Origin of the sequence: Candidatus Phytoplasma australasiaticum subsp. ipomoeae (assembly GCF_024425275.1) — a bacterium.
GTDB lineage: Bacteria > Bacillota_I > Bacilli_A > Acholeplasmatales > Acholeplasmataceae > Phytoplasma > Phytoplasma australasiaticum.
Window position 1 is genome coordinate 1 of record NZ_JALQCV010000007.1, and the last position, 25,521, is coordinate 25,521.

38 protein-coding genes and 2 pseudogenes are annotated in these 25,521 nt (G+C 25.8%); all 40 read left to right on the forward strand.

Going from position 1 to position 25,521, the window contains the following annotated elements:
• Positions 1 to 501, forward strand: a 501-nt coding sequence (locus tag NQK76_RS01490; protein ID WP_305109584.1) for a group II intron reverse transcriptase/maturase, incomplete at its 5' end; no start/stop codon positions are given.
• A gap of 166 nt (positions 502 to 667) precedes the next feature.
• Positions 668 to 751, forward strand: a pseudogene (mraW, locus tag NQK76_RS02595) (16S rRNA (cytosine(1402)-N(4))-methyltransferase); the annotation flags it as partial.
• Positions 752 to 1,488: 737 nt separating this feature from the next.
• Positions 1,489 to 1,746: pseudogene (gene mraW / locus NQK76_RS01500) on the forward strand (16S rRNA (cytosine(1402)-N(4))-methyltransferase); the annotation flags it as partial.
• Between the two features lie 315 nt (positions 1,747 to 2,061).
• Positions 2,062 to 2,376: a 30S ribosomal protein S10 gene (gene rpsJ / locus NQK76_RS01505; protein WP_004995498.1), complete on the forward strand. Its 315-nt coding sequence runs from the start codon at positions 2,062 to 2,064 to the stop codon at positions 2,374 to 2,376.
• 97 nt (positions 2,377 to 2,473) lie between these two features.
• A complete protein-coding gene (gene rplC / locus NQK76_RS01510; RefSeq protein ID WP_004995500.1) occupies positions 2,474 to 3,139 on the forward strand; it encodes a 50S ribosomal protein L3 in 666 nt (221 codons plus the stop codon).
• Positions 3,132 to 3,767, forward strand: coding sequence for a 50S ribosomal protein L4 (rplD, locus tag NQK76_RS01515; RefSeq protein ID WP_004995502.1), 636 nt, complete (start codon positions 3,132 to 3,134; stop codon positions 3,765 to 3,767). Before rplC ends, rplD begins: the two co-directional genes overlap by 8 nt.
• Entirely contained in the window at positions 3,760 to 4,053 is a 294-nt protein-coding gene (gene rplW, locus NQK76_RS01520; protein ID WP_004995504.1) for a 50S ribosomal protein L23, read from the forward strand. The genes rplD and rplW overlap by 8 nt, the downstream gene beginning before the upstream one ends.
• 91 nt (positions 4,054 to 4,144) lie before the next feature.
• The gene (gene rplB / locus NQK76_RS01525) at positions 4,145 to 4,975 is read left to right on the forward strand and encodes a 50S ribosomal protein L2 (RefSeq protein ID WP_004995505.1); all 831 of its coding nucleotides are present in this window, start codon (positions 4,145 to 4,147) and stop codon (positions 4,973 to 4,975) included.
• Positions 4,976 to 4,992: 17 nt separating this feature from the next.
• Complete coding sequence (gene rpsS / locus NQK76_RS01530; protein WP_004995516.1) at positions 4,993 to 5,274, forward strand: 30S ribosomal protein S19; 282 nt, start codon at positions 4,993 to 4,995, stop codon at positions 5,272 to 5,274.
• Between the two features lie 29 nt (positions 5,275 to 5,303).
• Positions 5,304 to 5,690, forward strand: coding sequence for a 50S ribosomal protein L22 (gene rplV / locus NQK76_RS01535; RefSeq protein WP_054598485.1), 387 nt, complete (start codon positions 5,304 to 5,306; stop codon positions 5,688 to 5,690).
• Positions 5,674 to 6,393 carry a 30S ribosomal protein S3 gene (rpsC, locus tag NQK76_RS01540; protein ID WP_004995521.1) on the forward strand — a complete coding sequence of 240 codons (720 nt, stop codon included), beginning with the start codon at positions 5,674 to 5,676 and terminating at the stop codon, positions 6,391 to 6,393. The genes rplV and rpsC overlap by 17 nt, the downstream gene beginning before the upstream one ends.
• A 68-nt stretch (positions 6,394 to 6,461) precedes the next feature.
• Positions 6,462 to 6,881 carry a 50S ribosomal protein L16 gene (gene rplP, locus NQK76_RS01545; protein ID WP_004995522.1) on the forward strand — a complete coding sequence of 140 codons (420 nt, stop codon included), beginning with the start codon at positions 6,462 to 6,464 and terminating at the stop codon, positions 6,879 to 6,881.
• Positions 6,878 to 7,063, forward strand: a complete 186-nt coding sequence (gene rpmC, locus NQK76_RS01550; protein WP_193622243.1) for a 50S ribosomal protein L29 — start codon at positions 6,878 to 6,880, stop codon at positions 7,061 to 7,063. The genes rplP and rpmC overlap by 4 nt, the downstream gene beginning before the upstream one ends.
• Positions 7,064 to 7,521: 458 nt before the next feature.
• Positions 7,522 to 7,788, forward strand: coding sequence for a 30S ribosomal protein S17 (gene rpsQ, locus NQK76_RS01555; RefSeq protein WP_004995526.1), 267 nt, complete (start codon positions 7,522 to 7,524; stop codon positions 7,786 to 7,788).
• A complete protein-coding gene (gene rplN / locus NQK76_RS01560; protein WP_004995527.1) occupies positions 7,785 to 8,165 on the forward strand; it encodes a 50S ribosomal protein L14 in 381 nt (126 codons plus the stop codon). The genes rpsQ and rplN overlap by 4 nt, the downstream gene beginning before the upstream one ends.
• Positions 8,166 to 8,175: 10 nt before the next feature.
• On the forward strand, positions 8,176 to 8,523 hold the full coding sequence (rplX, locus tag NQK76_RS01565) for a 50S ribosomal protein L24 (protein ID WP_213680431.1): 348 nt from the start codon (positions 8,176 to 8,178) through the stop codon (positions 8,521 to 8,523).
• Positions 8,524 to 8,543: 20 nt separating this feature from the next.
• Entirely contained in the window at positions 8,544 to 9,095 is a 552-nt protein-coding gene (gene rplE, locus NQK76_RS01570; protein WP_004995530.1) for a 50S ribosomal protein L5, read from the forward strand.
• Positions 9,096 to 9,113: 18 nt separating this feature from the next.
• Complete coding sequence (rpsN, locus tag NQK76_RS01575; RefSeq protein ID WP_255872671.1) at positions 9,114 to 9,383, forward strand: 30S ribosomal protein S14; 270 nt, start codon at positions 9,114 to 9,116, stop codon at positions 9,381 to 9,383.
• A gap of 28 nt (positions 9,384 to 9,411) precedes the next feature.
• Entirely contained in the window at positions 9,412 to 9,792 is a 381-nt protein-coding gene (gene rpsH, locus NQK76_RS01580; protein WP_004995537.1) for a 30S ribosomal protein S8, read from the forward strand.
• A 25-nt stretch (positions 9,793 to 9,817) separates the two neighbouring features.
• A complete protein-coding gene (gene rplF, locus NQK76_RS01585) occupies positions 9,818 to 10,363 on the forward strand; it encodes a 50S ribosomal protein L6 (RefSeq protein ID WP_004995540.1) in 546 nt (181 codons plus the stop codon).
• A 20-nt stretch (positions 10,364 to 10,383) separates the two neighbouring features.
• The gene (gene rplR / locus NQK76_RS01590) at positions 10,384 to 10,737 is read left to right on the forward strand and encodes a 50S ribosomal protein L18 (protein ID WP_004995543.1); all 354 of its coding nucleotides are present in this window, start codon (positions 10,384 to 10,386) and stop codon (positions 10,735 to 10,737) included.
• Between the two features lie 36 nt (positions 10,738 to 10,773).
• Positions 10,774 to 11,298, forward strand: a complete 525-nt coding sequence (gene rpsE / locus NQK76_RS01595) for a 30S ribosomal protein S5 (protein ID WP_152908764.1) — start codon at positions 10,774 to 10,776, stop codon at positions 11,296 to 11,298.
• On the forward strand, positions 11,295 to 11,468 hold the full coding sequence (gene rpmD / locus NQK76_RS01600; protein WP_004995546.1) for a 50S ribosomal protein L30: 174 nt from the start codon (positions 11,295 to 11,297) through the stop codon (positions 11,466 to 11,468). The genes rpsE and rpmD overlap by 4 nt, the downstream gene beginning before the upstream one ends.
• 60 nt (positions 11,469 to 11,528) lie before the next feature.
• Positions 11,529 to 11,966 (forward strand): 50S ribosomal protein L15, encoded by a 438-nt coding sequence (rplO, locus tag NQK76_RS01605; protein WP_004995547.1) that lies wholly within the window; start codon positions 11,529 to 11,531, stop codon positions 11,964 to 11,966.
• 25 nt (positions 11,967 to 11,991) lie between these two features.
• Positions 11,992 to 13,254: a preprotein translocase subunit SecY gene (secY, locus tag NQK76_RS01610; RefSeq protein WP_255872672.1), complete on the forward strand. Its 1,263-nt coding sequence runs from the start codon at positions 11,992 to 11,994 to the stop codon at positions 13,252 to 13,254.
• 79 nt (positions 13,255 to 13,333) lie between these two features.
• Positions 13,334 to 14,080, forward strand: a complete 747-nt coding sequence (gene map, locus NQK76_RS01615) for a type I methionyl aminopeptidase (RefSeq protein WP_004995555.1) — start codon at positions 13,334 to 13,336, stop codon at positions 14,078 to 14,080.
• Positions 14,081 to 14,111: 31 nt separating this feature from the next.
• Positions 14,112 to 14,324: a translation initiation factor IF-1 gene (infA, locus tag NQK76_RS01620; RefSeq protein ID WP_004995558.1), complete on the forward strand. Its 213-nt coding sequence runs from the start codon at positions 14,112 to 14,114 to the stop codon at positions 14,322 to 14,324.
• Positions 14,325 to 14,351: 27 nt separating this feature from the next.
• On the forward strand, positions 14,352 to 14,468 hold the full coding sequence (rpmJ, locus tag NQK76_RS01625; protein ID WP_213680435.1) for a 50S ribosomal protein L36: 117 nt from the start codon (positions 14,352 to 14,354) through the stop codon (positions 14,466 to 14,468).
• Positions 14,469 to 14,490: 22 nt separating this feature from the next.
• The gene (locus NQK76_RS01630) at positions 14,491 to 14,886 is read left to right on the forward strand and encodes a 30S ribosomal protein S13 (protein ID WP_004995562.1); all 396 of its coding nucleotides are present in this window, start codon (positions 14,491 to 14,493) and stop codon (positions 14,884 to 14,886) included.
• An 8-nt stretch (positions 14,887 to 14,894) separates the two neighbouring features.
• The gene (gene rpsK / locus NQK76_RS01635) at positions 14,895 to 15,287 is read left to right on the forward strand and encodes a 30S ribosomal protein S11 (protein WP_004995564.1); all 393 of its coding nucleotides are present in this window, start codon (positions 14,895 to 14,897) and stop codon (positions 15,285 to 15,287) included.
• 14 nt (positions 15,288 to 15,301) lie between these two features.
• Complete coding sequence (locus NQK76_RS01640; protein ID WP_054598487.1) at positions 15,302 to 16,267, forward strand: DNA-directed RNA polymerase subunit alpha; 966 nt, start codon at positions 15,302 to 15,304, stop codon at positions 16,265 to 16,267.
• A 38-nt stretch (positions 16,268 to 16,305) separates the two neighbouring features.
• The gene (gene rplQ, locus NQK76_RS01645) at positions 16,306 to 16,662 is read left to right on the forward strand and encodes a 50S ribosomal protein L17 (RefSeq protein WP_213680437.1); all 357 of its coding nucleotides are present in this window, start codon (positions 16,306 to 16,308) and stop codon (positions 16,660 to 16,662) included.
• Between the two features lie 114 nt (positions 16,663 to 16,776).
• Complete coding sequence (locus tag NQK76_RS01650; RefSeq protein WP_004995568.1) at positions 16,777 to 17,598, forward strand: ATP-binding cassette domain-containing protein; 822 nt, start codon at positions 16,777 to 16,779, stop codon at positions 17,596 to 17,598.
• Positions 17,574 to 18,425, forward strand: coding sequence for an ATP-binding cassette domain-containing protein (locus NQK76_RS01655; RefSeq protein WP_255872673.1), 852 nt, complete (start codon positions 17,574 to 17,576; stop codon positions 18,423 to 18,425). Before NQK76_RS01650 ends, NQK76_RS01655 begins: the two co-directional genes overlap by 25 nt.
• 4 nt (positions 18,426 to 18,429) lie before the next feature.
• Complete coding sequence (locus NQK76_RS01660; protein WP_004995570.1) at positions 18,430 to 19,431, forward strand: energy-coupling factor transporter transmembrane component T family protein; 1,002 nt, start codon at positions 18,430 to 18,432, stop codon at positions 19,429 to 19,431.
• A gap of 97 nt (positions 19,432 to 19,528) precedes the next feature.
• Positions 19,529 to 20,149 carry a dTMP kinase gene (tmk, locus tag NQK76_RS01665; protein ID WP_213680439.1) on the forward strand — a complete coding sequence of 207 codons (621 nt, stop codon included), beginning with the start codon at positions 19,529 to 19,531 and terminating at the stop codon, positions 20,147 to 20,149.
• Positions 20,150 to 20,154: 5 nt separating this feature from the next.
• On the forward strand, positions 20,155 to 21,102 hold the full coding sequence (locus NQK76_RS01670) for a DNA polymerase III delta subunit-related protein (protein WP_255872674.1): 948 nt from the start codon (positions 20,155 to 20,157) through the stop codon (positions 21,100 to 21,102).
• Positions 21,103 to 21,116: 14 nt separating this feature from the next.
• Positions 21,117 to 21,989 carry a 16S rRNA (cytidine(1402)-2'-O)-methyltransferase gene (gene rsmI / locus NQK76_RS01675; protein ID WP_255872675.1) on the forward strand — a complete coding sequence of 291 codons (873 nt, stop codon included), beginning with the start codon at positions 21,117 to 21,119 and terminating at the stop codon, positions 21,987 to 21,989.
• 15 nt (positions 21,990 to 22,004) lie between these two features.
• On the forward strand, positions 22,005 to 23,588 hold the full coding sequence (locus tag NQK76_RS01680) for a class I tRNA ligase family protein (RefSeq protein WP_004995574.1): 1,584 nt from the start codon (positions 22,005 to 22,007) through the stop codon (positions 23,586 to 23,588).
• Positions 23,589 to 23,708: 120 nt separating this feature from the next.
• The gene (locus tag NQK76_RS01685; RefSeq protein WP_255872676.1) at positions 23,709 to 24,242 is read left to right on the forward strand and encodes a hypothetical protein; all 534 of its coding nucleotides are present in this window, start codon (positions 23,709 to 23,711) and stop codon (positions 24,240 to 24,242) included.
• The last annotated feature ends 1,279 nt before the right edge of the window (positions 24,243 to 25,521 follow it).

The window sequence follows — 25,521 nt, forward strand, 5'->3', positions numbered from 1 at the left end:
ACAATTGTTAGAGGAATTATCCAATACTTTTGTTGGACTAACAATCCAAGTGTTTTGACTCACTTAAGTTATCTAGCTGAATACAGCTGTTTGAAAACACTAGCAAGGAAACGGAAAACGTCAATTGCCAAAGTTCGAAAGAAATGTAAAATTGGTTCAACTTGGGGGATTGTTTATATTAACAAAAGGGAAACCCAATACGAACCATGGAATGTTTACACTTGGGACAAAATTAAAAAAATGCGTAATTATAAGGAAAATCCCGATATTACCATCAATAAGTATATTTTCCAAGGTCGTACCCATCTAACCGACCGTTTAAAGGCGGAATGTTGTGAGAATTGCGACAAAACAACCCAACTTCAAATTCATCACATTGGGATGGTCCGCAATGCGCATCACCAAAGTATCATGAATAAAAGAACAAAGGTACTGTGTAAAGATTGTCATCGCAAGATAACCAATCAACAAATACATGATATTAGCAAACAAGAACAATAAGAATAAATAGCTAATTAACCGCGAGGAGACATTAGTTCTCGAGAGAGAGTGAATTATGGAAAGCCGGATGCTTGGAAACTTGCTTGTCCGGTTTGGACGGGGGCTGATTGTAAATAAAACAGCAAAGATAAATCGCTGAATAAAACGCAATTAATCTATCCGTATACATAGTGCCAAAAGAATTTTTCAAGCTTTGCGTATAGAAGTTAATCAAGAATTAAAATGTTTAAAAGTAGCTTTAGAACAAAGTGGGCGCAAAAGATGCGCATAATTCCGCTATTTAACGAATAGCCTGGAGTGATAATCTCCAGAGGTCACGTAAACACTGTAAGGTGGGCTTGATTAATTATCTCGAAAGAGTAATTGATAACAGCAAAAGCACGCAAGCGCGATGAGACGAAATATCTAGTCAATAAGTCAGCGCCAGACCAGAAGTTAAGGAGAAGGTGAAAATCCCTAAGCGGTTAAGTAGCGTGGTAATCTGTAAACATTCTGGTAAGATATTGACACCAGGATTAGGAAAGATATATAATATAAAAACTTTGGTATTATATATATTATCAATATGGTTAAAAAACTAACCCTTTTCTACACTAATTTCATTAAAATATTGTTATTAATATTTTTATGAATGCTCCAATTGGCAACAATTGTAAACTGCACCTAACACTTCTCGTAGAATTATGTCGTAACTTTGATCTCCCTAAAAGCACCACCAAAGGGTTAAAACTAACAGCTGTTAGGCTCAAGGGAAAAGCGAAACTTAGAGTAGTCGTCAGTTTAATTCTAGAATTGGAATATTTTAGAAGAACCTGACCACGGCGAAGGGTAATAACCTTTACATGGCGAAAGAGTTTCAATATCTGTAATCAGATATTAGGCGCCGGATGCTGGGAAACTTGCTTGTCCGGTTCTGTGGGGGGCTAATTGCGAATATGAAAGTTAAATTATCAATGCACTTTCTAAACCGAGTTAATCTATCCCGATTTAAAATTATTAAAAAAAGGTGGTATTATAGTTGTTATTAGTTTTAATTCTTTAGAAGATCGTTTGGTAAAACATTTTTTTAAAAAGAATAGTTCTAATGATGCCATTTTATCTCGCTTGCCCATTCAACAACAATATTTACCGATTCCTGCTTTAAGAATAATAAATAAAAAAGTTCTTCGTCCGTCTGCTGAAGAACAAGCTTTTAATTCTTGTAGTCGTTCAGCTAAACTTAGAGCTGCTATTAAGAATATATAAAAATAATTTTTTATATTTTGTTAGAAATTATATTTTTATTATATTTTTTTTGTTGATATAAATAGATATATTTTTTTATGATATAATGATAAATGTGTATATTCTGTGAATATTTTATATTATTTGAGGTAATTTCGGAATAATATAAAATATTTTATTTTTTAATTTGATTATTTATTATAATAAATTAAATTATTTTTTATATTAATAAAAAATTTTTTATATATGTTATTTTCTTATAAAAATTAAGAATTTATATATATAAATATAAAGTAAATATTTTATTTACCTAAAATAGGAAAGGTAATTCAAGTAATGAAAAAAAAACCAGAAATTTTTCAAATTTGTTTAAAAACTTATGATTTTAAAATGTTAAAACCAACTGTTCAAAAAATTATTGATAGTATTATTGCAACTGGAGCCAAAATAAAAGGTCCTATACCATTGCCTACTCGTAAAGAAATATTTACTGTTTTGCGATCTACTTTTGTTAATAAAGATAGTCGAGAACAATTTGGTCGTTTTACTCATAAACGTTTAATTCAGATTATTAACCCTAATGCTCAAACTATTGACGCATTAACTCGTATTAATATTCCAAAATCTGTAGATATTAGTATTAAACAATAATTTTTAGTAATTTTTTATTAATAAAAATATCGTATTAATTTAGTTAATATTATTTTTTTATTTTTTATTACTATTTTAAAAGGAGATATTATTTAACATGTCTAAAGGAATTTTAGGACGAAAAATAGGTATGACGCAATTCTTTGATCATGATCAAGGTTTAGTAATCCCTGTCACTATCGTTCATGTTGCTGATAATGTTGTTTTGCAACAAAAAAATCTAGAAAAAGATGGTTATCAAGCGACGCAATTAGCTTTTGGAACTAAAAAAGAAAAAAATACGACAAAACCGCTTCAAGGTCATTTTAGTAAATATAATTCTTCCCCTAAATCTTTTGTACGTGAAATTGTTTTTAATCATAATACCTTAAATGAATTATCTCAGTTAACTCCGGGACAAATTGTGGATATTAACATTTTTAATTCCGGAGATTTTGTAGATGTAACAGGAATTAGCAAAGGTAAAGGTTTTTCGGGAGTTATTAAAAAATATAATCAAACTATTGGTCCAAAAAGTCATGGTTCTCGATTTCATCGAAGACCAGGTTCTAATGGTCCTATAAAAGGAAATCAAAAAGGTAAACATTTACCTGGCCAAATGGGTTTTCATAAGGTGACTATGCAAAATTTAAAAATTATATCAATAATATCTGATAAAGATGTTATTTTGATTAAAGGCAGCATCCCTGGCCCTAATAAAGGTTTTGTGATGATCAAATCAACTGTTAAAAAAACTAATAAAGAGGCTATATCTCATGCTTAAGTGTAACGTTATTAATATACATGGTCAACCATGTGAAGAAATAATTTTATCAGATAAAATTTTTGGAATCAAATTGCATCAACAAGTAATTTATGATGTAATTAATCAACAAAGAGCTGCTAAAAGGCTTGGCAATCATAAAACTAAAAATCGTTCTGAAGTTTCAGGGGGCGGTCGTAAACCTTGGGCTCAAAAAGGAACAGGTAGATCTCGTCAAGGAACTATTCGTTCTCCTATTTGGCGAGGCGGGGGTCATACTTTTGCTTTGAAAAAAAGAGATTATCATTTTAAAATTAATGCTAAGATTCGTAAATTGGCTTTTTATTCAGCTTTATCTTGGCACTTCCGCAATAACAGTTTAATAGTTTTAGATTCTTTAGATTTACAAACTTCAAAAACTAAAGAATTTACAAAATTATTAACAGAATTAAATGTTAATTTGGATTATAAAATTTTAATTGTAGTACAAGAATTAACTGATAATTTAATCAAATCTACTAATAATATATCTCAAGTTATTTTAGAAAGTGTTAATCATTTTAGTGTTTATCAAATTTTCCAAGCAAAATATTTAATTATTACTCGTCAAGCGATTAATTATTTGGAAGGAACAGTTGCGAATGAATAAATATTATAAATATATTAAAGCTCCTATAATTACCGAAGCAACTAATAAACAAATGGATTTGTATAATAAATATTTTTTCAAGATTGATAAAAATATTAATAAAATAGAAATTAAAAAAGCTATAGAATATATTTTTAAAGTTAATGTTATGTCTGTTAATATTATGAATGTTTTACCAAAATTTAAAAGAAAAGGTAAATATTCTGGTTACACCTCAGCTTATAAAAAAGCTATTGTTAAAGTTGTTCCGGGACAAAGAATTAACGGATTTAGTGAAATTAAATAATATTCAATAAGATTTATAATTTTTTTGAAGTTTTAATTATTTAAAAAAATTTTAAATTATATTTAACAAATTAAAGGAAAAAAGGTTAATTATGTCTATCAAAAAATACAAACCTACCTCTAATGGCCATAGAAATATGCAATTACAAAGTTTTAACGAACTTACTACTTCTAAACCGGAAAAAAAGTTATTATTATTTAAAAGTAATACAGGAGGACGTAATAATCGAGGTGTTATTACTGTAAGAGGTCATGGAGGCGGAGCTAAACAAAAAATTCGTCTTATAGATTTTAAGCGTGATAAAGATGGTATTTTAGGTAAGGTCGCTACTATAGAATACGATCCTAAAAGGAATGCTTATATTTCTTTAATCCATTATCAAGATGGTGAAAAAAGATATATTTTATCTTTAAAAGGATTAACTGTTGGTAGTTATATTTCATCAGGTTTAGGATCCGATATTAAAGTAGGAAATGTTTTACCTTTAAAAAATCTTCCTATCGGTTCAGTTGTGAGTAATATTGAATTAAAACCTGGTAAAGGTGGCCAATTAGCTCGCGGAGCTGGTGCTTATGCTACTATTGTATCTCGTGAAGATAAATATGTAGTTTTAAATTTACCGTCAGGAGAAATTCGTAAAGTTTTATCTACATGTAGAGCTACTATAGGAGCTATAGGCAATGATACTTATAAATTAATTCGAAATGGTAAAGCAGGAAGATCGCGTTATTTAAATAAAAGGCCTAAAGTAAGAGGTACCGCTATGAATCCTAATGATCATGCTCATGGTGGTGGCGAAGGACGTAGTCCTATTGGATATGTTTCTTCAAGAAGTTATACTGGTAAACCTGATCGTGGTATTAAAACGCGCAAAAAAAATAAAAAATCTACAAGTTTAATATTAAAACGTCGTAAAAAATAAGGAGTTTAATAGTAATAATGAGTCGTTCTATTAAAAAGGGGTTTTTTGCTGATCATAATTTATTATCTAAAGTGATGCGACAAGAAAAACAAAAAATTAAAAAAACTATAAAAACTTATTCTCGTGATACTAGTATAATACCTGAATTTGTTGGTCATAAAATTGCTGTTCATAATGGTAAAGATTTTACAGATTTATTTATTACCGAAGATATGGTAGGTTATAAATTAGGTTCTTTTGCTTTTACTCGTAAACATGTAGTTCATGCTAAAAAAGATAAAAGTTCACAAAAAAAATAAAGTTCTAGGAAAGCGAGAAAATTTATAAAATGATTAACAATGATGTAAAAGCTATCGCTAAACGAGTACCGATAGCGCCTAGAAAAATACGTTTAGTTATTGATTTAATTCGTGATAAATCTATTGAAGAAGCTCAAGCTATTTTGGATTTCACTAATAAAGCTGCTGCCATTGTGGTTTCAAAATTATTAAAAAGTGCTGTTTCTAATGCTGTTAATAATTTTAATTTTAATATTAATAATTTATATGTTAAAAAAATTTTTGTTAATCAAGGTGTTAGAATGAAACGATTATTACCTCGAGCTAAAGGAAGAAGTAATCAAATTCAAAAAAATACTAGTCATATAACTATTTTTGTGGCTTCCAACGAATCTGAATCAGAAAGGAAGGTAGTGTCTAGTGGGTCAAAAGAGTAGTCCTATTATTTTAAGATTATCATTACTTCGTAATTGGTCATCTAATTGGTATGCAGAAGATAAAAAAGTTCCTTTGTTGATTAATGAAGATTATCGTATTAGAAATTTTATTAACAATTATTATCCTTTGGGAACTATTGCTCGCGTGGAAATTCAACGTTTAAAAAAAGAAAATGAAGAAAATATTGAAATTTTTTTACATACTCCTAAAATAGGAGTTGTTGTAGGATCTGACAATAAAGAAAAAAACAAACTAGTCCAAGAAGTATATAAATTAATTAAAAAAAATATTAATATTCATGTAATTGAAGTTAAAAATCCTGAAAAAGTAGCCTCTTTAATAGCTCAAAATATAGCTGCACAATTACAACAAAGAGCTTTTTTTAGAGCTGTGAAAAAAATGTATATTCAAAAAGCTTTAAAAGCGGGAGTTAAAGGAATTAAGATTAGTCTTAAAGGGCGTTTAAGTGGTGCTGAAATTGCTCGAACAGAAACCACTATTAAAGGTATTTTGCCTTTAGGAACTTTTCGTTCTAAAATTGATTATGCATATGTTGCCGCTAAAACTATTCATGGGGTATTAGGTGTTAAAGTTTGGGTTTGTGATGGTAATTATTCTCCTAAAGATGATCGGGAAATTTCTAAAACAATATCTCGTGAAAATATATCTAATTCAAAACCAGAAAATCAAGTAAATAAATAATTTTTATATTAATAGTTACTTATAATGAGTTATCTATAAATAATCTTCAATAAAAGAGGTAATTTTTTATGTTAATGCCGAAAAAAACTAAATATCGTCGTTTACATCGTTTAAGTTACGAAGGAAAGGCTAAAGGCCAAACTAGAATTTTAAATGGTAACTATGGTTTAGTAGCTCAACAAGGTCATTGGATTAGTAATCGCCAAATTGAAGCTGCTCGTATAGCTATGACTCGTCATTTAAAAAGAGAAGGTAAAGTGTTTATTAATATTTTCCCTAATTTACCAATTACTGAAAAAAAATTAGTTCGAATGGGTTCTGGTAAGGGTAATGTAGTAAATTGGGTAGCTGTTGTTAAACGTGGTACTGTTATGTTTGAAGTTCGTGATTTAAATAATATAGAAAAATTCGAAAGAGAAGCTTTACGATTGGCTTCGCACAAACTACCTATTAAAACTAAAATTGTTGCCAAAGGGAAGTTAATATGAAAATTAATGAAATTCGTAAGATGAGCATTGATGAGATTTTAAAAAATCTTGAATATTATCAAAAAGAATATTTTGAACAACATTTTCAATCGGGATTATCCAAATTAAAAGATACTTCTGTAATCCGTAAAATTCGTAAAAATATTGCTCGTTTAAAAACTGTTATTCAAGAAAAAAAATAAAGAAAAAAATAAATAAACTATTTATTTCAAGAAAACATATATTATTATGGTTCCAATTATTAAAATTTTATTATATAATTACTTAATATTAAATCTTTAATTATTAAATATGAAATTATTTTGATGTTTTAAATTAAAAGATAAAAAAGACATAATAACATGATAAAATAAATCAGTAATGATTTATTTAATCTAAAAATGGTTAAGATATTAATCAGGAACAAATATTGGACACTTACATGTTTGTTGTTTGTTTTCGGAGATTAATTAAATTTACATAATGATTGTTAAAAGATTATTATTAAAAACTTATTTATAATTTTTATTATTTTCGGTTAATATTATTTTTTAAAACTTTATAGGATAAATTGAAATTTTATGTTAACAACATTTTAATTTAAAAATTAATTTTTAATTGATTATTTAATTAAAAAATTAAAAAAGGAGGGATTATATAAATGCGTAATGTTAGAAAAAAACTTTCGGGAACTGTTATTTCTGATAAAATGTCTAAAACTATTACTGTAGCTGTTAAATATGACAAACAGGATTCATTATATGGTAAAAGTGTTAAAAAAATTAGTAAATTTTATGCTCATGATCCTAACGAAGATGCTCAGATAGGCGATATGGTTTCCATCGAAGAAACTCGTCCTTTATCGAAATTGAAGAGATTTCGTTTAGTAAAAATTTTACGTTCTGTTAAAAAGGTGTCTGATTTATGATTCAAGTTAATACACGTTTAAAAGTTGCAGATAATAGTGGTGCTAAAGAAGTTTTAGTAATTGGTATTCCAGGAGATACTGGTAAACGTTATGCTTATATTGGAGATTTAGTTACAGTTTCTGTTAAAAAAACTACCACTACTAGCTTAATTAAAAAAGGTAGTATTTCTAAAGCTCTTATTTTAAGAACTAAACATGGTTTTAAAAGTAAAAATGGTAGTTATATTAAATTTGATGATAATGCAGTTGTTATGATTAAGGATGATATGACTCCAAGAGGAACTAGAATTTTTGGACCTGCTATTAGAAATCAAAATTTTCAAAAAAATAATTTTTCTAAATTTATATCTTTAGCTGAGGAAGTTTTAGTAGTATGAGGTTATTCAAATGCATATAAAAAAAGGTGATATAGTAGCTATTATTTCAGGAAAAGATCGTTATATTATAGATCCTGAAAGTAAAAAAAAAGTTTTTCGTACAGGTAAAGTAATAAAAGTTTTTTTTAAAGAGCAAAAAGTTTTAGTGGAAGGCGTAAATATTGCTATTAAGCATAAAACTTCTGCTGATGATAACGATAAAAAAGGTCAAATTATCAAAGAAGAAATGCCTATTCATATTTCAAATGTGGCTTTAATTGATCCTAATTTAAAAGTTCCGACTCGTGTAGGTTTTCGCTTTGATTCAGATAAAAAAATTCGTTATTCTAAAAAAACAGGTTTAGCAATTATTACTTGAATAAAAAAAGGTTAAATAATATGGAAATCAATAAAAACAATAATTATACAAAAAATAATACTTTTTTGGCTTTAAAAGAAATTTTTAATTTTCATTCTATTATGCAAGTCCCTAAGATAGAAAAAATTGTTATTAATGTAGGTTTAGGAAAAGCTGCTTCGGATGCTAAATTTTTAGCCGATTGTCGTCAACAATTAGCTTTAATTAGTGGCCAAACCCCCATTAATACCGAAGCCAAAAAATCTATTTCTAATTTTAAATTAAGAACTAAAGAAATAATTGGTTTAAAAGTAACTTTAAGAGGTCATAGAAAAGAGTTTTTTTTAAATAAATTGATTCACATTGTGTTAGCTAGGATAAAAGATTTTTCAGGACTTTCCTTAAAATCTTTCGATGGCAAAGGTAATTATAATTTAGGTATTAAAGAACAAATTATTTTTCCGGAAATTAGCTTAGATCAAGTAAAAAGAAATTTTGGTATGGATATTTGTATAGTTACTACAGCTAAAAATGATCAACAAGCTAAAAAATTATTAGATTTTTATGGCATGCCTTTTAAAAGGATAAAATAAAAATAGGAGTATAATTATATGGCTAAGAAATCAAAAATTATTAAAAATTTAAAACAAAAAGAAATATTTTTAAAATATTTTAGTAAAAGATTAGAATTAAAACAAAAAAAAGATTATCAAAGTTTAGCTAAATTACCTGTTAAATCTTCTATTGTGCGTTGTAAAAATATAGATAAGATTGATGGTAGAGCAAGAGGTTATATGCGAAAATTTGGATTATCTAGAATTAATTTTCGTTTATTAGCTAATAAAGGTGAAATTCCTGGAATTATAAAAATGAGTTGGTAAATATAAAAGGAAGTACAAGTATAAAATTATGGTAATGACAGATACTATTGCTGATTTATTAACAAGAATTAGAAATGCTAATGCAATGAAACATGATGAAGTTTTTGTACCTTGTTCAAATTTAAAAATTAGAATGTTAGAAGTTCTTAAAAAAGAAGGATTTATCACTAATTTTATTGTAGATAAAGCACTAAATAAGATCGTTATTTATTTAAAATATAATAAAGAGACTAAAGAAAGTGTTATCAAAGGATTAAAAAGAGTTTCTAAGTATGTTTCAGTTAAAGAAATTCCTAAAGTGAGAAATGGTTTTGGGATAGCTTTAATTTCTACTTCTCGAGGTATTTTAACAGATTATGAAGCTTCATCATTGAATGTTGGAGGGCATGTTTTAGCTTATATTTGGTAGTTATTTTAATGAAGGAGAATTTTTTATGTCACGGGTAGGAAGGAAAATTATTGCGATTCCGGAAGGTGTTTTGGTGGAAATTAAATCAGATAATCAAGTTTCGGTGTCCTCTTCGCAAGGAAAATTAGAATTTCAATTTAACCCTAACTTAGTTATTAGTAAAAAAGATAATATTATTACTATTACTAGACCTAATAATAATAATTTTACTAAGAAAATTCATGGTACTACTAGAGCTTTATTGAATAATATGATTCAAGGAGTTAAACATTTTTTCTCTAAAGAGCTAAAAATTACAGGTTTAGGTTATTCATGTATAGTAGAAGGAAATAAATTAGTCTTTAAATTGGGTTATTCTCATGATATTATTGTTGATATTTATCCTAATTTAATAGTACAAGTTAATAAACAAAATAATTTAATTACTATTAAAGGTGTTGATAAACAATTAGTAGGTGAATTTGCTGCAAAACTAATATTACTTGCTAAACCAGAACCTTATAAAGGGACAGGAATATATTATGTTGGCGGTTATATTCATCGTAAAGCTGGTAAGAGTGCTAAAAAATAAAAAAGGAATTTATTCGGTTTATGATTAAAAAAGAATCTTCTCAACTTTTAAGGCGAAAACGTCATTTACGTTTAAGAAAAAAAATTGTAGGTAGTTCGCAAAAACCCCGTTTAAATGTTTCTTATTCTAATAGATATTTTTATGTTCAAATTATTGATGATCATTTAGGTATTACTTTATGTAGTGTTCATAGTAAACATATTCATGCTAATATTGTTAATACTAAGATAGCTTCGGACATTGGCAAAATAATTGCTCAAAAAGCTTTGGCAAAAGGTATTAAAAATGTTGTTTTTGATCGAGGCGGATATCTTTATCATGGTCGCATTAAAGTTTTAGCTGATTCTGCTCGAGCAGAAGGTTTAAATTTTTAATAATATGTTCAGTTATTTAAAAAAATGGAGACATTTATGAAAAGAGAATTATCTAATAAAAAAAAATTCTCTTCATTTGAAGAGAAAATAGTCAAAATTAGTAAAATTGTTAAAGTTGTTAAGGGTGGGCGTCGTTTTCGTTTTTCTGCTTTAGTTGTAGTAGGTGATCAAAAGGGTAATATCGGATTCGCTTCTTGTAAAGCTCAAGAAGTCTTAGAAGCTATTAAAAAAGCTGTTGAGAAAGCTAAAAAAAATTTATTTTGTGTTGCTTTAAATGGTACTACTATACCTCACGAAATTATAGGTCGTTTTGGAGCTACTAAATTTTTTTTAAAACCAGCTTCCAAAGGTACAGGTATTGTAGCAGGAGGAACAGCAGCAAGATCAATTTTTAAATTAGCAGGAATTACCGATATTATTACAAAAACTTTTGGTTCACGCACGCATATTAACGTTTTGAGAGCTACAGTTAACGGTCTTAAGCAATTAAAAACTATACAGGATGCAGAAAAACTTAGGGGTGTTTCGTTACAAAATCGTATTCGAGGAATTGCTAAATGAATCAAATTAAAATTAAATTATGCAAAAGCTTAATCGGATGCACTCCGAAACAAATAAAAACAGCTCATGCCTTGGGGCTTAAAAAGATTAATCAAATTGTTGTTAAAGAAGAAAAAGCCGTAGTACGCGGAATGTTAAAAATTATTAAACATTTAGTTTCAATTAATTAAAAATTTTAATTATATAATTGATTATTTTTTATTAAATAAGAAAGGAGAGTTGTTAATTGTATGTTGAACGCATTGAAGCCTGTTTATAAAGCGCGTAAGAGTATTAAACGCTTAGGAAGAGGTCCTGGTAGCGGATTAGGTAAAACTTGCGGTCGCGGCCATAAAGGACAATTAGCTCGTTCTGGTGGAAAAACGCGTATAGGTTTTGAAGGTGGTCAAACTCCTTTTTTTCAACGTATTCCGAAACAGGGTTTTTATAACTTTAATAAAAAACAATATTCTTTAGTTAATATTGAAGATTTAGAAAAATTTGAAAATGATACTTTGGTGACTCCTCAATTATTAGCAGAACATAAAATCATTAAAAAAAATAATGATTTAATTAAAATTTTAGCCAAAGGTAATTTAACTAAAAGATTAATAGTACAAGCTGTCAAATTTTCTAAAAAAGCGGAAGAAGCTATTATAAAATCCGGAGGGAAAATTAAAGTTGTATAAAATAAAATAAAAAAGGTAAATTTTAATGAAAATATTAGTAAGCTTTATTAAAGATAAACGACATATTATAAATAAAATTTTTTTAACTTTATTTATTATTTTTATTTATGTAATTGGTTTAAAAATATACATTCCATGTATACCTCTTAATATTTTAAGATTTTCGCAGATCCAAAAAGCATTATCAAGAGATATCTCTATATTTAATAGTTATATGCCTATATATTTGTTATCTTTAGGGGTAATGCCTTATATCACTTCTTCTATTATTATACAAATTGCTAGTAAAATTTTTCCATCTTTAAAAGAATGGAATGAACAAGGTTCTATTGGTAAGTACAAAATTAATTTTATTACTAGATTGCTTACTTTAATAATAGCTTTAGGACAAGGATTATCCTCTGTTATTCGCTCTAGAATGTTTGATATTGCTCAACAAAAATTTTTAGTTTTACAAGTAGTATTTTTTTTAATTGTTGGTTCTTTTATTTGTATTTGGTTATCTGATCTAATTACTAATAAAGGTATAGGTAATGGAGTTTCTATTTTTATAGTTATAAGTATAAGTGAAAATTTATCTAAAAGTTTTAAATATTTATGGTTAAATGATAATGTTTTTAGTTTAAGCAAAAAAATTTTAATTTCATTATCTTTTTTAATTTTATTGATTTTAACAATTATTTTATGCTCTTCTTATTTAAAAATTCCTATTAATTATGCTACACATAAAAAACATGATAAAATTCAAAACCATATACCTTTAAAAATTAATACTTCCGGTATTTTACCTATTATTTTAGCTAATACTTTTCTTAATATTTTGCCAACTATAGGCGCTTTTTTATCGGAAGATAATGCTTTTAAAAAATTTACTCGTCAGTTACAAGAATCACAATATTATTATTTAGGTTTAGGTTTTTTTATTTATCTTTTATTAATTTTATTATTTTCGTTTTTTTCTGTTTTTATTATGTTAGATCCTCATGAGATTGCTAATCATTTATCTAAACAAGATGCTTATCTAGATGGAGTTAAACCAGGTCAAGAGACTGTGTATAAAATTACACAAAAAGTGTTTAAAGTGACTCTTATGGGAGCATTTTCTTTAACAATGTTAGCTGCTTTACCTGATATAATTAATTTCTTGCTATTTAATAAATCAGATCGTCTTTCTACTTTTAATTTAGGAGGAACTAGTCTTATAATTGTGGTTGGTGTAGCTATTGAAATTGTACAAAAAATTACAACTAGCACTAATGTTGATAAATTATATAATAAATTATTTTAATTTTATTAAATGTTTTATTTAGTAATTTTATGGAATAAAGTTTTTTTATTAAAATATACAAAATGGAATCAATTATATTATGTTATTCGTTAAAAAAAAAGATGAAATCGCTATAATGAAAATGGCAGGAAAAATTTTATCCCAAATTAAGAAAAAATTGATTTTTTTTTTAAAAGAAGGTATTTCTACAGGAGAATTAGATTTATTAGCTAATAAATTTATAAAAGAATATGATGTTATTTCTGCTTTTAAAAATTATGATGGTTTTCCAGGATATATTTGTACTTCTGTGAATGATGCGATAGTTCATGGAGTACCTTCTGACAAAGAGATTTTAAAAACTGGTGATATCATAACTATAGATTTAGGGATTAAATATCAGGGTTATTTTGTAGATGCTGCGTGGACATATGCTATAGGTGATATTCCTGATAAAACCATTAAATTATTGAAAGATACTCAAGAAGCTTTGTATAAAGGTATTGAACAAGTTTACCCGGGCAACCGAATATCAAATATTTCAAATGCTATTTTTAAAATAGGTATTTTAAATGGTTATGGTATTATTGAAAGTTTTTCTGGTCATGGTATTGGTAAATCTTTACATGAAAAACCTTATATTTTTAATTTTAATTTTGTTGAAAAAGATTACGTATTAGTGCCAGGTATGACTTTTTGCATCGAACCAATGTTTACTTTAGGTAGTAAAGAAGTTAAAATACTTCCTGATGGTTGGACGGCAGTTAGTAAAGATAATAGTTTAAGTGCTCATTTTGAACATACTATTTTAGTTACTGATAAAGGTTATGAAATTTTAACATTATAAATTTGTAATAAGGGGTTATTAAGACTATTATATGGAAAAAATAAGTATAGATGCTTCGGTTGTTGGAACATTACCCGGTGCTAAATTTAAATTGGAATTGCCTAATAAAAAAAATATAATAGCTTGTATTTCGGGTAAAATACGCAAAAATAATATTCATATTTCTTTAGGCGATAAAGTAAAGGTAGAATTTAGTTCAGATTCTAAAGATATAGGCCGTATTGTATATCGTTATAAATTATAAATTGTAAAGTGTAAAGGAATCTAAATTATGAAAGTGCGTGCATCTGTAAAAAAACGTAGTGCTGATGATATTATTGTTCGACGTAATAAAAAAGTGTTTGTTATTAATAAAAAGCAACGTCGTCATAATCAAAGACAAGGTTAATACAGAAAGGAGTATATTATAAATGTTAAGACTTGCAGGAGCAGATATTCCTGGTACTAAAAGTATTTTGATTGGTTTAACTTATATTTATGGTATAGGTATCAAAACATCTCGTAAAATTTTACAATCAATTAATATTGATGCAAATATTAGAGTAAAAGATTTGCAAGAATCTCAATTAGCCGCTATTAGAACAGAAATTAATAAATTAAACGAAAAAGGTTTGCTTAGGAGAGAACTTTCTTTAATGAATATTAAAAATTTAATATCTATTAATTCTTATAGAGGTAGAAGGCATAACTTGGGTTTGCCAGCAAGAGGTCAAAATACTCGTAATAATGCTAAAACATCTAGACGAAATCGGCAAATAAATCTTGCTGATTCAGTTAAAAAAAATAATATCAAAAAAAGAGGATAATTTAATTTATGTCTTCAAAAAAACAAATCAAAAAAGATAAAAAAGTTAAAAAAAATGTTCCTGTGGGAATTATTCATATAAAAACTAGTTTTAATAATACTATTATTAATTTTACAGATGAACAAGGTAATACTATTGTACAAAAGAGTGCTGGTATGTTAGGTTTCCATGGGACTCGTAAAAGTAATTTATTTGCTGCTCAACAAGTTGCCAAAAGTGTTTTCGAAATAGCCACTAAAAATTATGGCGCCAAACAAGTAGAAGTTCGTTTTAATGGTATTGGTGTTGCTCGCGATACTGTTTTACTTTTGCAAGATGCGGAGTTATTTGTTTCGTGTTTGAAAGAAGCTACTCCTGTTCCTCATAACGGTTGTAGACCTCGTAAACGCCCTCGTGGATAAAAAAGGATATTGACATGAAAAAATTACAATTTTTAAAACCTATAATGCAAATTCAAGAAGAAGAAAATTCTAATTCTAATTGTAGTCGTTTTATTATTCAATGTTTATCTTCGACTTATGGTAATACTTTAGGTACACCTTTAAGAAGAATTTTAATTTCTTCTTTGCCTGGTATCGCTATTGTTAATGTTAAAATTGAAGGTGTTAAACATGAGTTTAGTTTTATAGAAGGTATTACTGAAGATGTAATGACTATTTTACTTAATTTAAAAGGGGTTATTTTAAGTTCTGATTATAATTCTATAGAAGATTTTGAACAAAAATTAGAAATGGATGTAACAGGCCCTAAAGAAGTAACAGCCGCTGATTTTAAACCTGTTGCGGGTATTAAAATTATTAATCCATCTCATTTAATAGCAACTTTAAGTTCAAATGCAAGATTGAAAATGGAAGTAACTGTCCGTCGAGGTATTGGTTATAAAGGTTCTGAAGAAAATAAAATTTATAACCGCGGCGAATTTGGTGTTATCGCTATAGATTCTATATATACTCCTATTGTTCGTAGTACTTTTCATGTAGAATCAAAATTAGGTAATAAAGAAGAATTAATTTTAGAAATTGAAACTAATGGTGCTATTACTCCTAAAAAAGCTTTAGCTTTAGCAGCTAAAATTTTATTAGATCATTTAGCTGTTTTAGTGGAATTATCAGAAGAAACTCAACAGATTAATTTTATTCAAGAACCTGAAAAATCTCATCATAATCATGCATTAGATTTTAAAATTGAACAATTAGAATTATCAGTTAGATTATTAAATAGTTTAAAAAAATCGAAAATTTTTACTGTTCGAGAATTAGTTAGTCACCAAGAAGAAGAAATTACTAAATTAAGTAGTTTAGGAAAAAAATCTTTTGAAGAACTTAAAGAAAAAATGAAGAATTTAGATTTGCATTTTGGTATGTTAAATAAATCAGAATAAACTAAACAATTTAACGAAAAGAGGATAAATGTTATATTATGAGTTTTAGCAAATTAAGACGTAATAAATCTCAAAAAAAAGCTTTATTGAAAAATTTAGTATCTAGTTTAGTGATAGCTGAACAGATAACTACTACTTTATCAAAAGCTCAAGAGTTACGTCGTATTATGGATAAAGTTATTAATTTAACAAAAACATCAAATTTAGCTAATCATAGAAGAGCTTTAAATTTATTTTTTAATCAAAAATTTAGTAATAATCAAACAATTTTGCGTAAATTAGTTAAGGAAATTTCTCCGAAATATAACGATAGATCAAGCGGTTATACACGTGTTATTAAAACTGAATTTCGTCGTGGCGATTCAGCTCCTATGGCTATTATTCGTTTTATTTGAATTAAATATTTTTGATATTTTTTTATTATATTTTATGTTTTAATAATTTTTAATTTTATTAAATATTTTCAAATATAATAGAGATTAAAAATATTCGAGTTATTAAGGTAGATTATGATTATTGTTGAAAATTTGTATTTTAGTTATAAAGATGATGAAATTTTACAAAATTTAAATTTTCGTGTTAATTCTGGAAAATGGATTTCGATTATAGGCGGTAATGGTTCGGGTAAATCTACTTTAGCTAGAATTTTAGTTGGTTTATTGCCCATTCAAAAAGGTCGAGTGATTATTGATAATATTGCATTAACAGAAGAAAATTTATTTTTATTACGTTCTCGTATTGGTATTATTTTTCAAAATCCTGATTATCAATTTATTGGTTGTGATGTAAAACATGATATCGCCTTTGGATTAGAAAATCAAAATTTATCTCGCGAAGAAATGCAAAAAAAGATTTTTAATATTGCTAAAAAATTAAATATTTTACATTTATTAGATTGTAATCCTCAAGAATTGTCTGGAGGTCAAAAACAGTTAGTAGCTATCGCATCTGTTTTAGTTATGGATCCGCAAATTATAATTTTTGATGAGCCTACATCTTTTTTAGATCCACAAGGAACTAAAGAAGTTAATAATATTATTAAAGATATTCATAGAACTGATAATAAAATTTTAATCATTATTACTCATGATTGGGAATTTGCTTTTCAAAGTGATGAAATTATTTTTTTACAAAAAGGTAATCTTTTAAAACAAGATACACCTGTTAACTTTATGAAAGATGAGATATTTTTAAAAAATAATTTCATCAATTTGCCTTTATCTTTAAAACTTTATTACCAATTGCAACAGGATTTTAATCAATTACAAAACCCGCCTATTATTTTGTCTAAATTAAAGGATTTTTTATGGCAATACAATTTAAAGATGTAAGTTTTACATATAATAAAGATGACATTTTTTCTTTAAACAAAATTAATTTATCTATTAATACAAACCAAGAGTTTATTGCTATTGTTGGTCCTACAGGTTCAGGTAAATCTACATTAGTACAAATAATGAATGGTTTGTTATTGTCTACAAAAGGTATAGTGAAGATTTTTGATAAAATAATTAATGATAAAACGTCTTCAACAATTTTAACTAATTTAAGACGTAAAATAGGTTTAATTTTTCAATTTCCTGAATATCAATTATTCGAATCTACTGTTTTAAAAGATGTTCTTTTTGCTTTAACTTCTGAAAATATAAAAATTTCTGAACTACAAATAAAAGCTATAGAAATTTTAAATAAAGTAGGAATAAATAGTAATTTTCTAAATACTTCTCCTTTTAAATTATCTGGTGGTCAACAAAGAAAAGTTGCTATTGCTGGGATTTTAATTATGGAACCACAGATCATTATTGCGGATGAACCAACTAGAGGTTTAGATGCTCAAGGTTATTTCGATATAATTAATATTTTTCAATATCTTTATCAAGTGGAAAAAAAAACAATTGTTTGTATTACTCATGATATGAATTTAGTAGCTCAATACGCTACTCGCGTGATCTTTATGGAAAAAGGTAATATTGTTTTTGATAATTCTAAAGAAATTTTTTTTAAAAATTTTGAATTGCAAAAATTTAATTTATATGAACCTCAAACCTTTCGTATTTTAAAATTAATCGAAAAATCTCTAAACATTCCTTTTCGTCCGGTTTATTCTGAAGAGGAATGTTTATCTTATTTACGTAAAGTTTATCTAGGTGGGATTTAATGATATGATAGTAAAACATTATAAAAATAATTTAATTTCATATCGTAATAGATTTTTTTTATATTCAATTCATCCTGCTGTTAAAATATTTGTATTTATTTGTTGGTTAAAAATTATTTTAGGTTTAAGTTTTACATCAGATTTTATACATAATGATTGGTTTAAGAATTTTTTTTATATAGTGATATTAATTTTTAATTTTTTTTTGGTATTTTGGTTATTTACAAAAACCAATTATTCATGGATAAAATTAATTAAAAATATTTCGCATTTGAATTGGTTAATTATATTAAGTTTAATCTTTAATTTATCAACTATGTCTAAAGCTTATGATGACATTAAAATTTTAATGTGGGATAAATTTTATATTTGGTTTTTAATTGTTTTATTATTTTTTGTTTTTAAATATTATTTTTTGAGCGGTTTGTACAGTTATGTGTTTTTGTTAATTAATTTTTTATTGCCTAGTTTATTTTTTTCTAGAGGTTGGTTTATCGGTGATATAAAAATGTTATTTTTATCTCCGAATTATATATGGAAAACTTTTTTCGTTATTATACGTATTTTGATGATTTTTTTGATTTTTACTTTATTTTCTCTTACTACTTCTTTTATGGAAATAAATGATGGATTAGAGTTAATTTTGAAACCTCTTAAAAAAATTCATTTTCCTTTAGAAACTTTTACTATGTTATTATCTTTAATTTATATGTTTATACCTTTTTTGTTATTTGAGTCTCAAAAAATTATAAAAGCGCAAACTTCTCGAGGTATTAATTTAAATACTCAAAATATTTTCAAAAAAATTTATTATCTTATTGCCTTATTGATACCTATTTTTGTTCTTTCTTTTAAAAAATCTTCTATTTTAGCTAACGCTATGGAGTCGCGAGGTTATATTTTGGGAGCTCCGCGTACTAAATTAACTTATTATTCTATGAATTATATTGATTATTTAATATTATTTTTTCATCTATTATTATTGTTTTGTAGTTTTATTATTTAATTTATAATAAAAAAATATAATTCTATTTAATTGTTTTATTTGTTTTATTGAAATTTATTATTTTTTAATTTTAATTCGAAAGTTAAGGGTAAAATTTATGTTTATTACTTTTGAAGGTGGAGATGGTGTAGGCAAAACAACTCATGTTTTATCTTTATTTAAAACTATTAAAAATAAATATCCGGTTATTATGACTAGAGAACCCGGTGGTTATGATTTAGTTAAAACAATAAAACAAATTTTAATTAATACGCATAATAAAATTAATTTTGCTACAGAAGCTTTATTATATGCAGCAGATAGAATAGAACATCTTCAACAAGTTATTAAACCGGCTTTGTCAGATAATAAAATTGTTATTTGTGATCGTTATTTAGATTCTTCTTTTGTTTATCAAGGTTATGTGAGGAAATTAGGTATTAAATTTATTAAGCAAATTAATTATTTAGCTTATAATTTATTACCCGATATTACTTTTTATTTAGATTTAGAACCTAAACAAATTTTAAAAAGATTATATGTTCGAAATAAAAGTAAATTAGAAGGTTTTGACACTCAAAAACTTTTTTGGCACCAACAAATTAGAAAAGGTTATTTAAGGCTTTGTCGTCGATATCCTAAAAGAATTATTAAAATTAATACTAATAATCTTTCTGTTAAAGAAGTACATTTAATTATTTTGGAAAAATTGCGTGAATTATTTGGGTTAAATATATAAAGATTATGTCTGATAATTATCTAATAGAATATTTTAGAATGTTAATACGTGATAAAAAATTATCTCATTTATATTTGATTGAAACTACTTATAATACATCGACAAAACACGCCTTCATTATAGATTTGGTTTATGAATTTTTACAGACAGATCAAATTAAACCTGATAATTTAAAAAAAATGATTTCAGAAAATAGTTATCCTAATTTTTATTATTTGCGTTATAATAAAAATATTTCTGTAGGTAAAGAACAAATCTTAGAAATGTTTAATTATTTTACGCAAACTTCTTTAATGCAAAAAAAAAAGATTTATGTTATCGAAGATATAGATAAGATAAGTTACAATGCAGCTAATAGTTTATTATATTTTTTAGAAAATCCTATAAATGAAAATATTTTAGGTATTTTAATAACTGAAGATCGTAATTTAGTTTTACCTACTATTGTTTCTAGAGCTCAAATATTATGTTGGCATCCCTGTGTTGAATCTTTGTTATCTGATACTCCAGATTTGCAAAAAGATATTTTAGATAAAATATTGTTTAATTTATTGAAAGAAATAAATAAACAAGAAATTTATTTAATTAATAAGCATTATTTATTTAATTTAAAAAAATTTTTTTTAATTTTTTTAGAAAATTTTCATAAAAAATTTTTTTCTAATGAATTATTAAATAAAACTTTTAATTTGATGACTTATGATTATTTTTTTAGTGATTTTTTATTTATATTAAGTAAATTTTTTTTAGATTTGCTTTATAAAAAACAAAACAAATCAATAAATATATTTCCAAATGATTTATTTAAAATAAGTTATTTAATTTCTTTATCTGAAATAGAGATTATTCATTGGTTAAAAATTTTTAATGATTTAGAACCTATTAGCTTAAAAATGGAAAATAAATTTTGTTGGTTAGCTTTAATTTTAGAAATTAAAAAAAAGAATAGTTAAAATGGATATGAATTATGTTATATACTCAAAAAACTTTTCAGGAAAAAAAAGCCACTTTATATTTAGTTGCTACTCCTATAGGTAATATGTCAGATTTAACTTTTAGAGCTTTAGATATTCTAAAACAGGTAGATTATATTTTGGCTGAAGATACTCGTCAGGCGTATAAAATTTTGAAATTTTATCAATTTAATAATAATTTATTGTCATTACATCAATTTAATGAAAAACAACGTGTTTCTAAAGTGTTATCCCTATTGAAACAAAATAAAAATTTAGCTCTTATTAGTAATGCAGGAACTCCTTTAATTAGTGATCCGGGTTTGTTATTAGTGCGCACAGTGCAATCAGCAGGTTTTTATGTATGTTCTATACCAGGAGCTTCCGCTGTTATAACAGCTTTTAGTATTTCTACTTTTGATTTACCTTTTTTATTTTTAGGTTTTTTACCTAAAAAAACAATACAAAAAGAAAGAATTTTATTAAAATATCGTTTTTTTGAAGGTACTTTGATTTTATTTGAATCCCCTATGCGTTTATTAGACACTTTATTATTGATTCAAAAACATTATATTCGCAGAAATATTAGTTTATCTAAAGAATTAACAAAAAAATTTGAAACTATTATTTATGGCGATATTAATGAAATTTTAAAAGAAAAAGAGAAAATATCTTTTAAAGGTGAATATGTAATAACTATTGATAAAAATTTATTTTTATCAACATATCAACATTTATCTTTGGAAGAACATTTTTTGCTTTTATTAAAACATGGTTATTCCAAAAAAGAAGCTTTAAGATGTTTATCTAAAGATCGTAATATATCTAAAAAACAAATTTATCATTATTTGAAAATACCAATGGATCAGTTAGAAAATAAGGAGTAATGAAAATTAGTTTATATGATGAAAAAAGATAAATTTTTTATTACTACTTCAATTGTATATACTTCAGCTTTGCCTCATATAGGTAATGTTTATGAAATGATTTTAGCAGATGCTATAGCGCGTTTTAAAAAAATGGAAGGATATTCTGTTTTTTTTCAAACAGGAACAGATGAACATGGTCAAAAAATAGAAAATAAAGCTTTAATGAATAAGATGTCCAATCAAGAATATGTTGATTTTATTTCTTATGAAATTAAACAGGTTTATAAATCTGTAAATATTGAATATGATTATTTTATTCGAACTACCAATGAAAAACATAAACAATATGTTCAAAAATTTATAGATCAACTATTTCAACAAAAAGATATTTATCTGGGGATTTATCAAGGATGGTATTCTATTTCAGAAGAAAGTTATGTATCAGAAAAAGATTTAATTGATAAAAAGTTGCCTAGTGGAGAAACTCCGATTTGGATGCAAGAAGAAGTTTATTTTTTTAAATTATCAAAATATCAACCGCTTTTATTAAAATATTTAAAAGAAAATACTGATTTAATCAAACCATTAGCATGTCGAAAAGAAATTTTAAATTTATTAAAAGAACCATTAGCAGATTTATCTATTTCAAGAACTTCTTTTAAATGGGGTATACCTTTACCTTTCGATAATGATCATATTACTTATGTTTGGTTTGATGCTTTAAGTAATTATATTACAAGTTTATTAGATGATCCTGAAAAAGATTATTCTAAAAATTGGTATGATCACAAAAATTTAGTTAAATATTGGCCACCTGATTTACAAATTATAGGTAAAGATATTGTGAGATTTCATTTGATTTATTATTTAAGTTTTTTATTTGCTTTAAAACTACCTTTACCGAAACAATTTTTAATTCATCCTTGGATTTTATTTAATGATCGTAAAATGTCTAAATCTACTCAAAATGTAGTTTATGTTGATGATTTAAAGAAAATATTTCCTATTGATGCTATTCGTTATTTTGTTTTACATGAGATTCCTTATGCATCTGATGGCTGTTTAACTTATGATTTAATGTTTGAACGTTATAATACAGATTTGATAAATACTGTTGGTAATTTATTAAGTCGTTCTTTAGGAATGTTAAAAAAATATCGCGATAATAAAATTGTTAAAGTTAATAACTTTGAAGATGAATTAGGATTACAATTATCTAATTTAGCTATTTCAACTTTACCAAAAATTCGTTCGTGTATGGAAGATTTTAAAGTATCTGAGGCTATCGAAAATATTATGCATTTAGCTCGTTATGGCAATAAATACATTGATTTAATGAAACCATGGGAATTATTTAAAAGTAATTGTCCTCAAGATATTAATAAATTAAATTATTTTTTATATAATGCTATAGAAAATCTACGTTTTATTGGCATTTTATTGCAACCCTTTTTACCGGTTACCGCTCAATGTATTTTAGATCAAATTCAATCGGAAGAAAATACTTTTGAAAGTTTAAAATTTTTTGGTATTACCAAAAATAAAATTTTAGTAGGTCAGAAAGATAAACTATTTCAGCGTTTCGAAAAAGAAAAATTAAAAATTTTTTTTAATTAATCATTTTTATTTGAATATAAAAAATTTATTATTTTAATAAATAAATTAAAATAAATATAATGTCATTTTTTTAAAATATAAGAGTAAATTGTAAATTAAATTATTTAAAAAGGATTGTAAATGAGAATAATACCTTACGAATTATATCCACACACCCCTGATATTTCTTTATGCGCTTTAAGAAAAGAATTTGGTATGTATGATTATTGTTTAAATAAAAATGTTAAAAATAAAGCTATGCAATTTTTTTTAGATTTAGGTCGTAATTATTTTAATTTGTCTATTCATAAATGGGTTTTAGAAATGTCCCAACGAACTCATTATGTTAATAGTTTTCATTATTTTTACGCTAAAAATCATGATTATATAATCGTTAACACAAATTTTTTAGTAATTTTAGAATGCTGTTTACAATGGGAATTAAAAAGTTTTTTGCCTTATAATAGAAATTTATCATGGTATACAATTGTTAAATCTTTATTATCCATCGATAATCAAAATAATTTATACGATTCATTATCTTTAGATATGTATCAATATTTAAAAAAATGGTATTGTGATAATTTTATGTGTTCTAATAATCAAGGAAATTTAAAACCTAAAAATCTTGATATGAATAAAGTAATTTTATTTTTTAAAAAAACTTTATTTTAAATTATTTAATAATAAAATTAAAAATATATCGATAATATGATCAAGGGTTTTAAATATGATCTAAATATCATGTGATTTCGCTAATAACTAGTGCGATAAACACTTAAAAAATAAGGATGGTTCTTTAAAAAAGAAATAATTACAGGCAGTTTCTAAAAATTAGTTAAAAATAGATTCAAAGGATAAGTTAAAAATGACCTTAGAAGAATATGAAGATGTAATATAATAACATCTATATCGCTACTTACTGAAAAATCTAGTAGTCTAAATTATATCAATATATTAACTTCTTATTAGATAGTTTATCAATGAAAACCTGGAATCTCACCGTTATCGAAACGATCACTGCCCCTAAACGTGTTAAGGTAGAAATTTAGAGTAAATTGGATAATTCGCAAAGCAAAATTATTAAATTAATCAATCATAAGATAAAAGTTATTATTACTAAGAGTAAAGAACCTTTTAGTAGTTAGATTAGTAAATGATTAATGCGGAATTATTAAAGCTAATCGACCTTTTCGTAGAAAGTCACCGCCTTTACGAACAAAAAGTTTATTAAATTATTAAATTATCAAATAAGAAATTAATGCAAAATGAACAACTTGAACAATAATCTATTAAGTATTTAAGGACGCCAAAGAGGCCTAAATTTCCTGCTATTTAACCAATAGCCAGGGCCGATAAACCTTGAAAGGAGATGGTCGGTTTAGTAAACGAAAGAATACTGAATTATAGCAGACCATAAAAGCGGGTTGCGACGAAAGCAAATTAGTCAAGATGACTCCGCTACCTAACAATTCGATGGAGAAGCCTGATATGGCCTAAGAAGGAAAATTGATGTAATCCTAAAAACTGTTCCGGAAGTTGCTAAAACGGACAGTCCAGAGTCTACTAGTATAAGTTGTATGTATTGAGTAGTTTATCAAATAAAGAAACCTGGAATCATCCTCTTAACGAGGATACTTCCCCTACAGAATTATGGTAGAATTTTAGTGTAACTTGGAGTATCCTAAAACTGAGTAATTAAGTTTACTAATCCGGAGATAAAAACCTGGATGATCAAGGATAAAGCATCTTCTTAGTAGTCGTAAAGGTAAACCTAAATTTGGAATAATCTAGTTAATCGGCTTACCGAGAGGAGAGTTAATCACTCTTATAGGGCGAAAGAAGAAAGTAATTTACTAGTTATTCAATGGTATCAGGAAAAGGGGTTGATATATTATGTCAACAACAGTTTCACCAGAAACTAAACTTTTACGAACATTGAATAGAATTCAAA

Coding starts and splice junctions, on each gene's coding strand:
- rplO (WP_004995547.1), top strand. CDS start 11,529: ATGTTGAACGCATTGAAGCCTGTTTATAAAGCGCGTAAGAGTATTAAA.
- rpsN (WP_255872671.1), top strand. CDS start 9,114: ATGGCTAAGAAATCAAAAATTATTAAAAATTTAAAACAAAAAGAAATA.
- rpmC (WP_193622243.1), top strand. CDS start 6,878: ATGAAAATTAATGAAATTCGTAAGATGAGCATTGATGAGATTTTAAAA.
- NQK76_RS01630 (WP_004995562.1), top strand. CDS start 14,491: ATGTTAAGACTTGCAGGAGCAGATATTCCTGGTACTAAAAGTATTTTG.
- NQK76_RS01685 (WP_255872676.1), top strand. CDS start 23,709: ATGAGAATAATACCTTACGAATTATATCCACACACCCCTGATATTTCT.
- NQK76_RS01670 (WP_255872674.1), top strand. CDS start 20,155: ATGTCTGATAATTATCTAATAGAATATTTTAGAATGTTAATACGTGAT.
- rpmJ (WP_213680435.1), top strand. CDS start 14,352: ATGAAAGTGCGTGCATCTGTAAAAAAACGTAGTGCTGATGATATTATT.
- NQK76_RS01680 (WP_004995574.1), top strand. CDS start 22,005: ATGATGAAAAAAGATAAATTTTTTATTACTACTTCAATTGTATATACT.
- NQK76_RS01660 (WP_004995570.1), top strand. CDS start 18,430: ATGATAGTAAAACATTATAAAAATAATTTAATTTCATATCGTAATAGA.
- rplD (WP_004995502.1), top strand. CDS start 3,132: ATGCTTAAGTGTAACGTTATTAATATACATGGTCAACCATGTGAAGAA.
- map (WP_004995555.1), top strand. CDS start 13,334: ATGTTATTCGTTAAAAAAAAAGATGAAATCGCTATAATGAAAATGGCA.
- rplB (WP_004995505.1), top strand. CDS start 4,145: ATGTCTATCAAAAAATACAAACCTACCTCTAATGGCCATAGAAATATG.
- infA (WP_004995558.1), top strand. CDS start 14,112: ATGGAAAAAATAAGTATAGATGCTTCGGTTGTTGGAACATTACCCGGT.
- rplF (WP_004995540.1), top strand. CDS start 9,818: ATGTCACGGGTAGGAAGGAAAATTATTGCGATTCCGGAAGGTGTTTTG.
- rplE (WP_004995530.1), top strand. CDS start 8,544: ATGGAAATCAATAAAAACAATAATTATACAAAAAATAATACTTTTTTG.
- rplP (WP_004995522.1), top strand. CDS start 6,462: ATGTTAATGCCGAAAAAAACTAAATATCGTCGTTTACATCGTTTAAGT.
- tmk (WP_213680439.1), top strand. CDS start 19,529: ATGTTTATTACTTTTGAAGGTGGAGATGGTGTAGGCAAAACAACTCAT.
- NQK76_RS01640 (WP_054598487.1), top strand. CDS start 15,302: ATGAAAAAATTACAATTTTTAAAACCTATAATGCAAATTCAAGAAGAA.
- rpsK (WP_004995564.1), top strand. CDS start 14,895: ATGTCTTCAAAAAAACAAATCAAAAAAGATAAAAAAGTTAAAAAAAAT.
- rpsS (WP_004995516.1), top strand. CDS start 4,993: ATGAGTCGTTCTATTAAAAAGGGGTTTTTTGCTGATCATAATTTATTA.
- rpsJ (WP_004995498.1), top strand. CDS start 2,062: ATGAAAAAAAAACCAGAAATTTTTCAAATTTGTTTAAAAACTTATGAT.
- rplR (WP_004995543.1), top strand. CDS start 10,384: ATGATTAAAAAAGAATCTTCTCAACTTTTAAGGCGAAAACGTCATTTA.
- NQK76_RS01655 (WP_255872673.1), top strand. CDS start 17,574: ATGGCAATACAATTTAAAGATGTAAGTTTTACATATAATAAAGATGAC.
- rpsQ (WP_004995526.1), top strand. CDS start 7,522: ATGCGTAATGTTAGAAAAAAACTTTCGGGAACTGTTATTTCTGATAAA.
- rplX (WP_213680431.1), top strand. CDS start 8,176: ATGCATATAAAAAAAGGTGATATAGTAGCTATTATTTCAGGAAAAGAT.
- rpsH (WP_004995537.1), top strand. CDS start 9,412: ATGGTAATGACAGATACTATTGCTGATTTATTAACAAGAATTAGAAAT.
- rplC (WP_004995500.1), top strand. CDS start 2,474: ATGTCTAAAGGAATTTTAGGACGAAAAATAGGTATGACGCAATTCTTT.
- NQK76_RS01650 (WP_004995568.1), top strand. CDS start 16,777: ATGATTATTGTTGAAAATTTGTATTTTAGTTATAAAGATGATGAAATT.
- rpmD (WP_004995546.1), top strand. CDS start 11,295: ATGAATCAAATTAAAATTAAATTATGCAAAAGCTTAATCGGATGCACT.
- rplV (WP_054598485.1), top strand. CDS start 5,304: ATGATTAACAATGATGTAAAAGCTATCGCTAAACGAGTACCGATAGCG.
- rplQ (WP_213680437.1), top strand. CDS start 16,306: ATGAGTTTTAGCAAATTAAGACGTAATAAATCTCAAAAAAAAGCTTTA.
- rsmI (WP_255872675.1), top strand. CDS start 21,117: ATGTTATATACTCAAAAAACTTTTCAGGAAAAAAAAGCCACTTTATAT.
- secY (WP_255872672.1), top strand. CDS start 11,992: ATGAAAATATTAGTAAGCTTTATTAAAGATAAACGACATATTATAAAT.
- rpsE (WP_152908764.1), top strand. CDS start 10,774: ATGAAAAGAGAATTATCTAATAAAAAAAAATTCTCTTCATTTGAAGAG.
- rplW (WP_004995504.1), top strand. CDS start 3,760: ATGAATAAATATTATAAATATATTAAAGCTCCTATAATTACCGAAGCA.
- rplN (WP_004995527.1), top strand. CDS start 7,785: ATGATTCAAGTTAATACACGTTTAAAAGTTGCAGATAATAGTGGTGCT.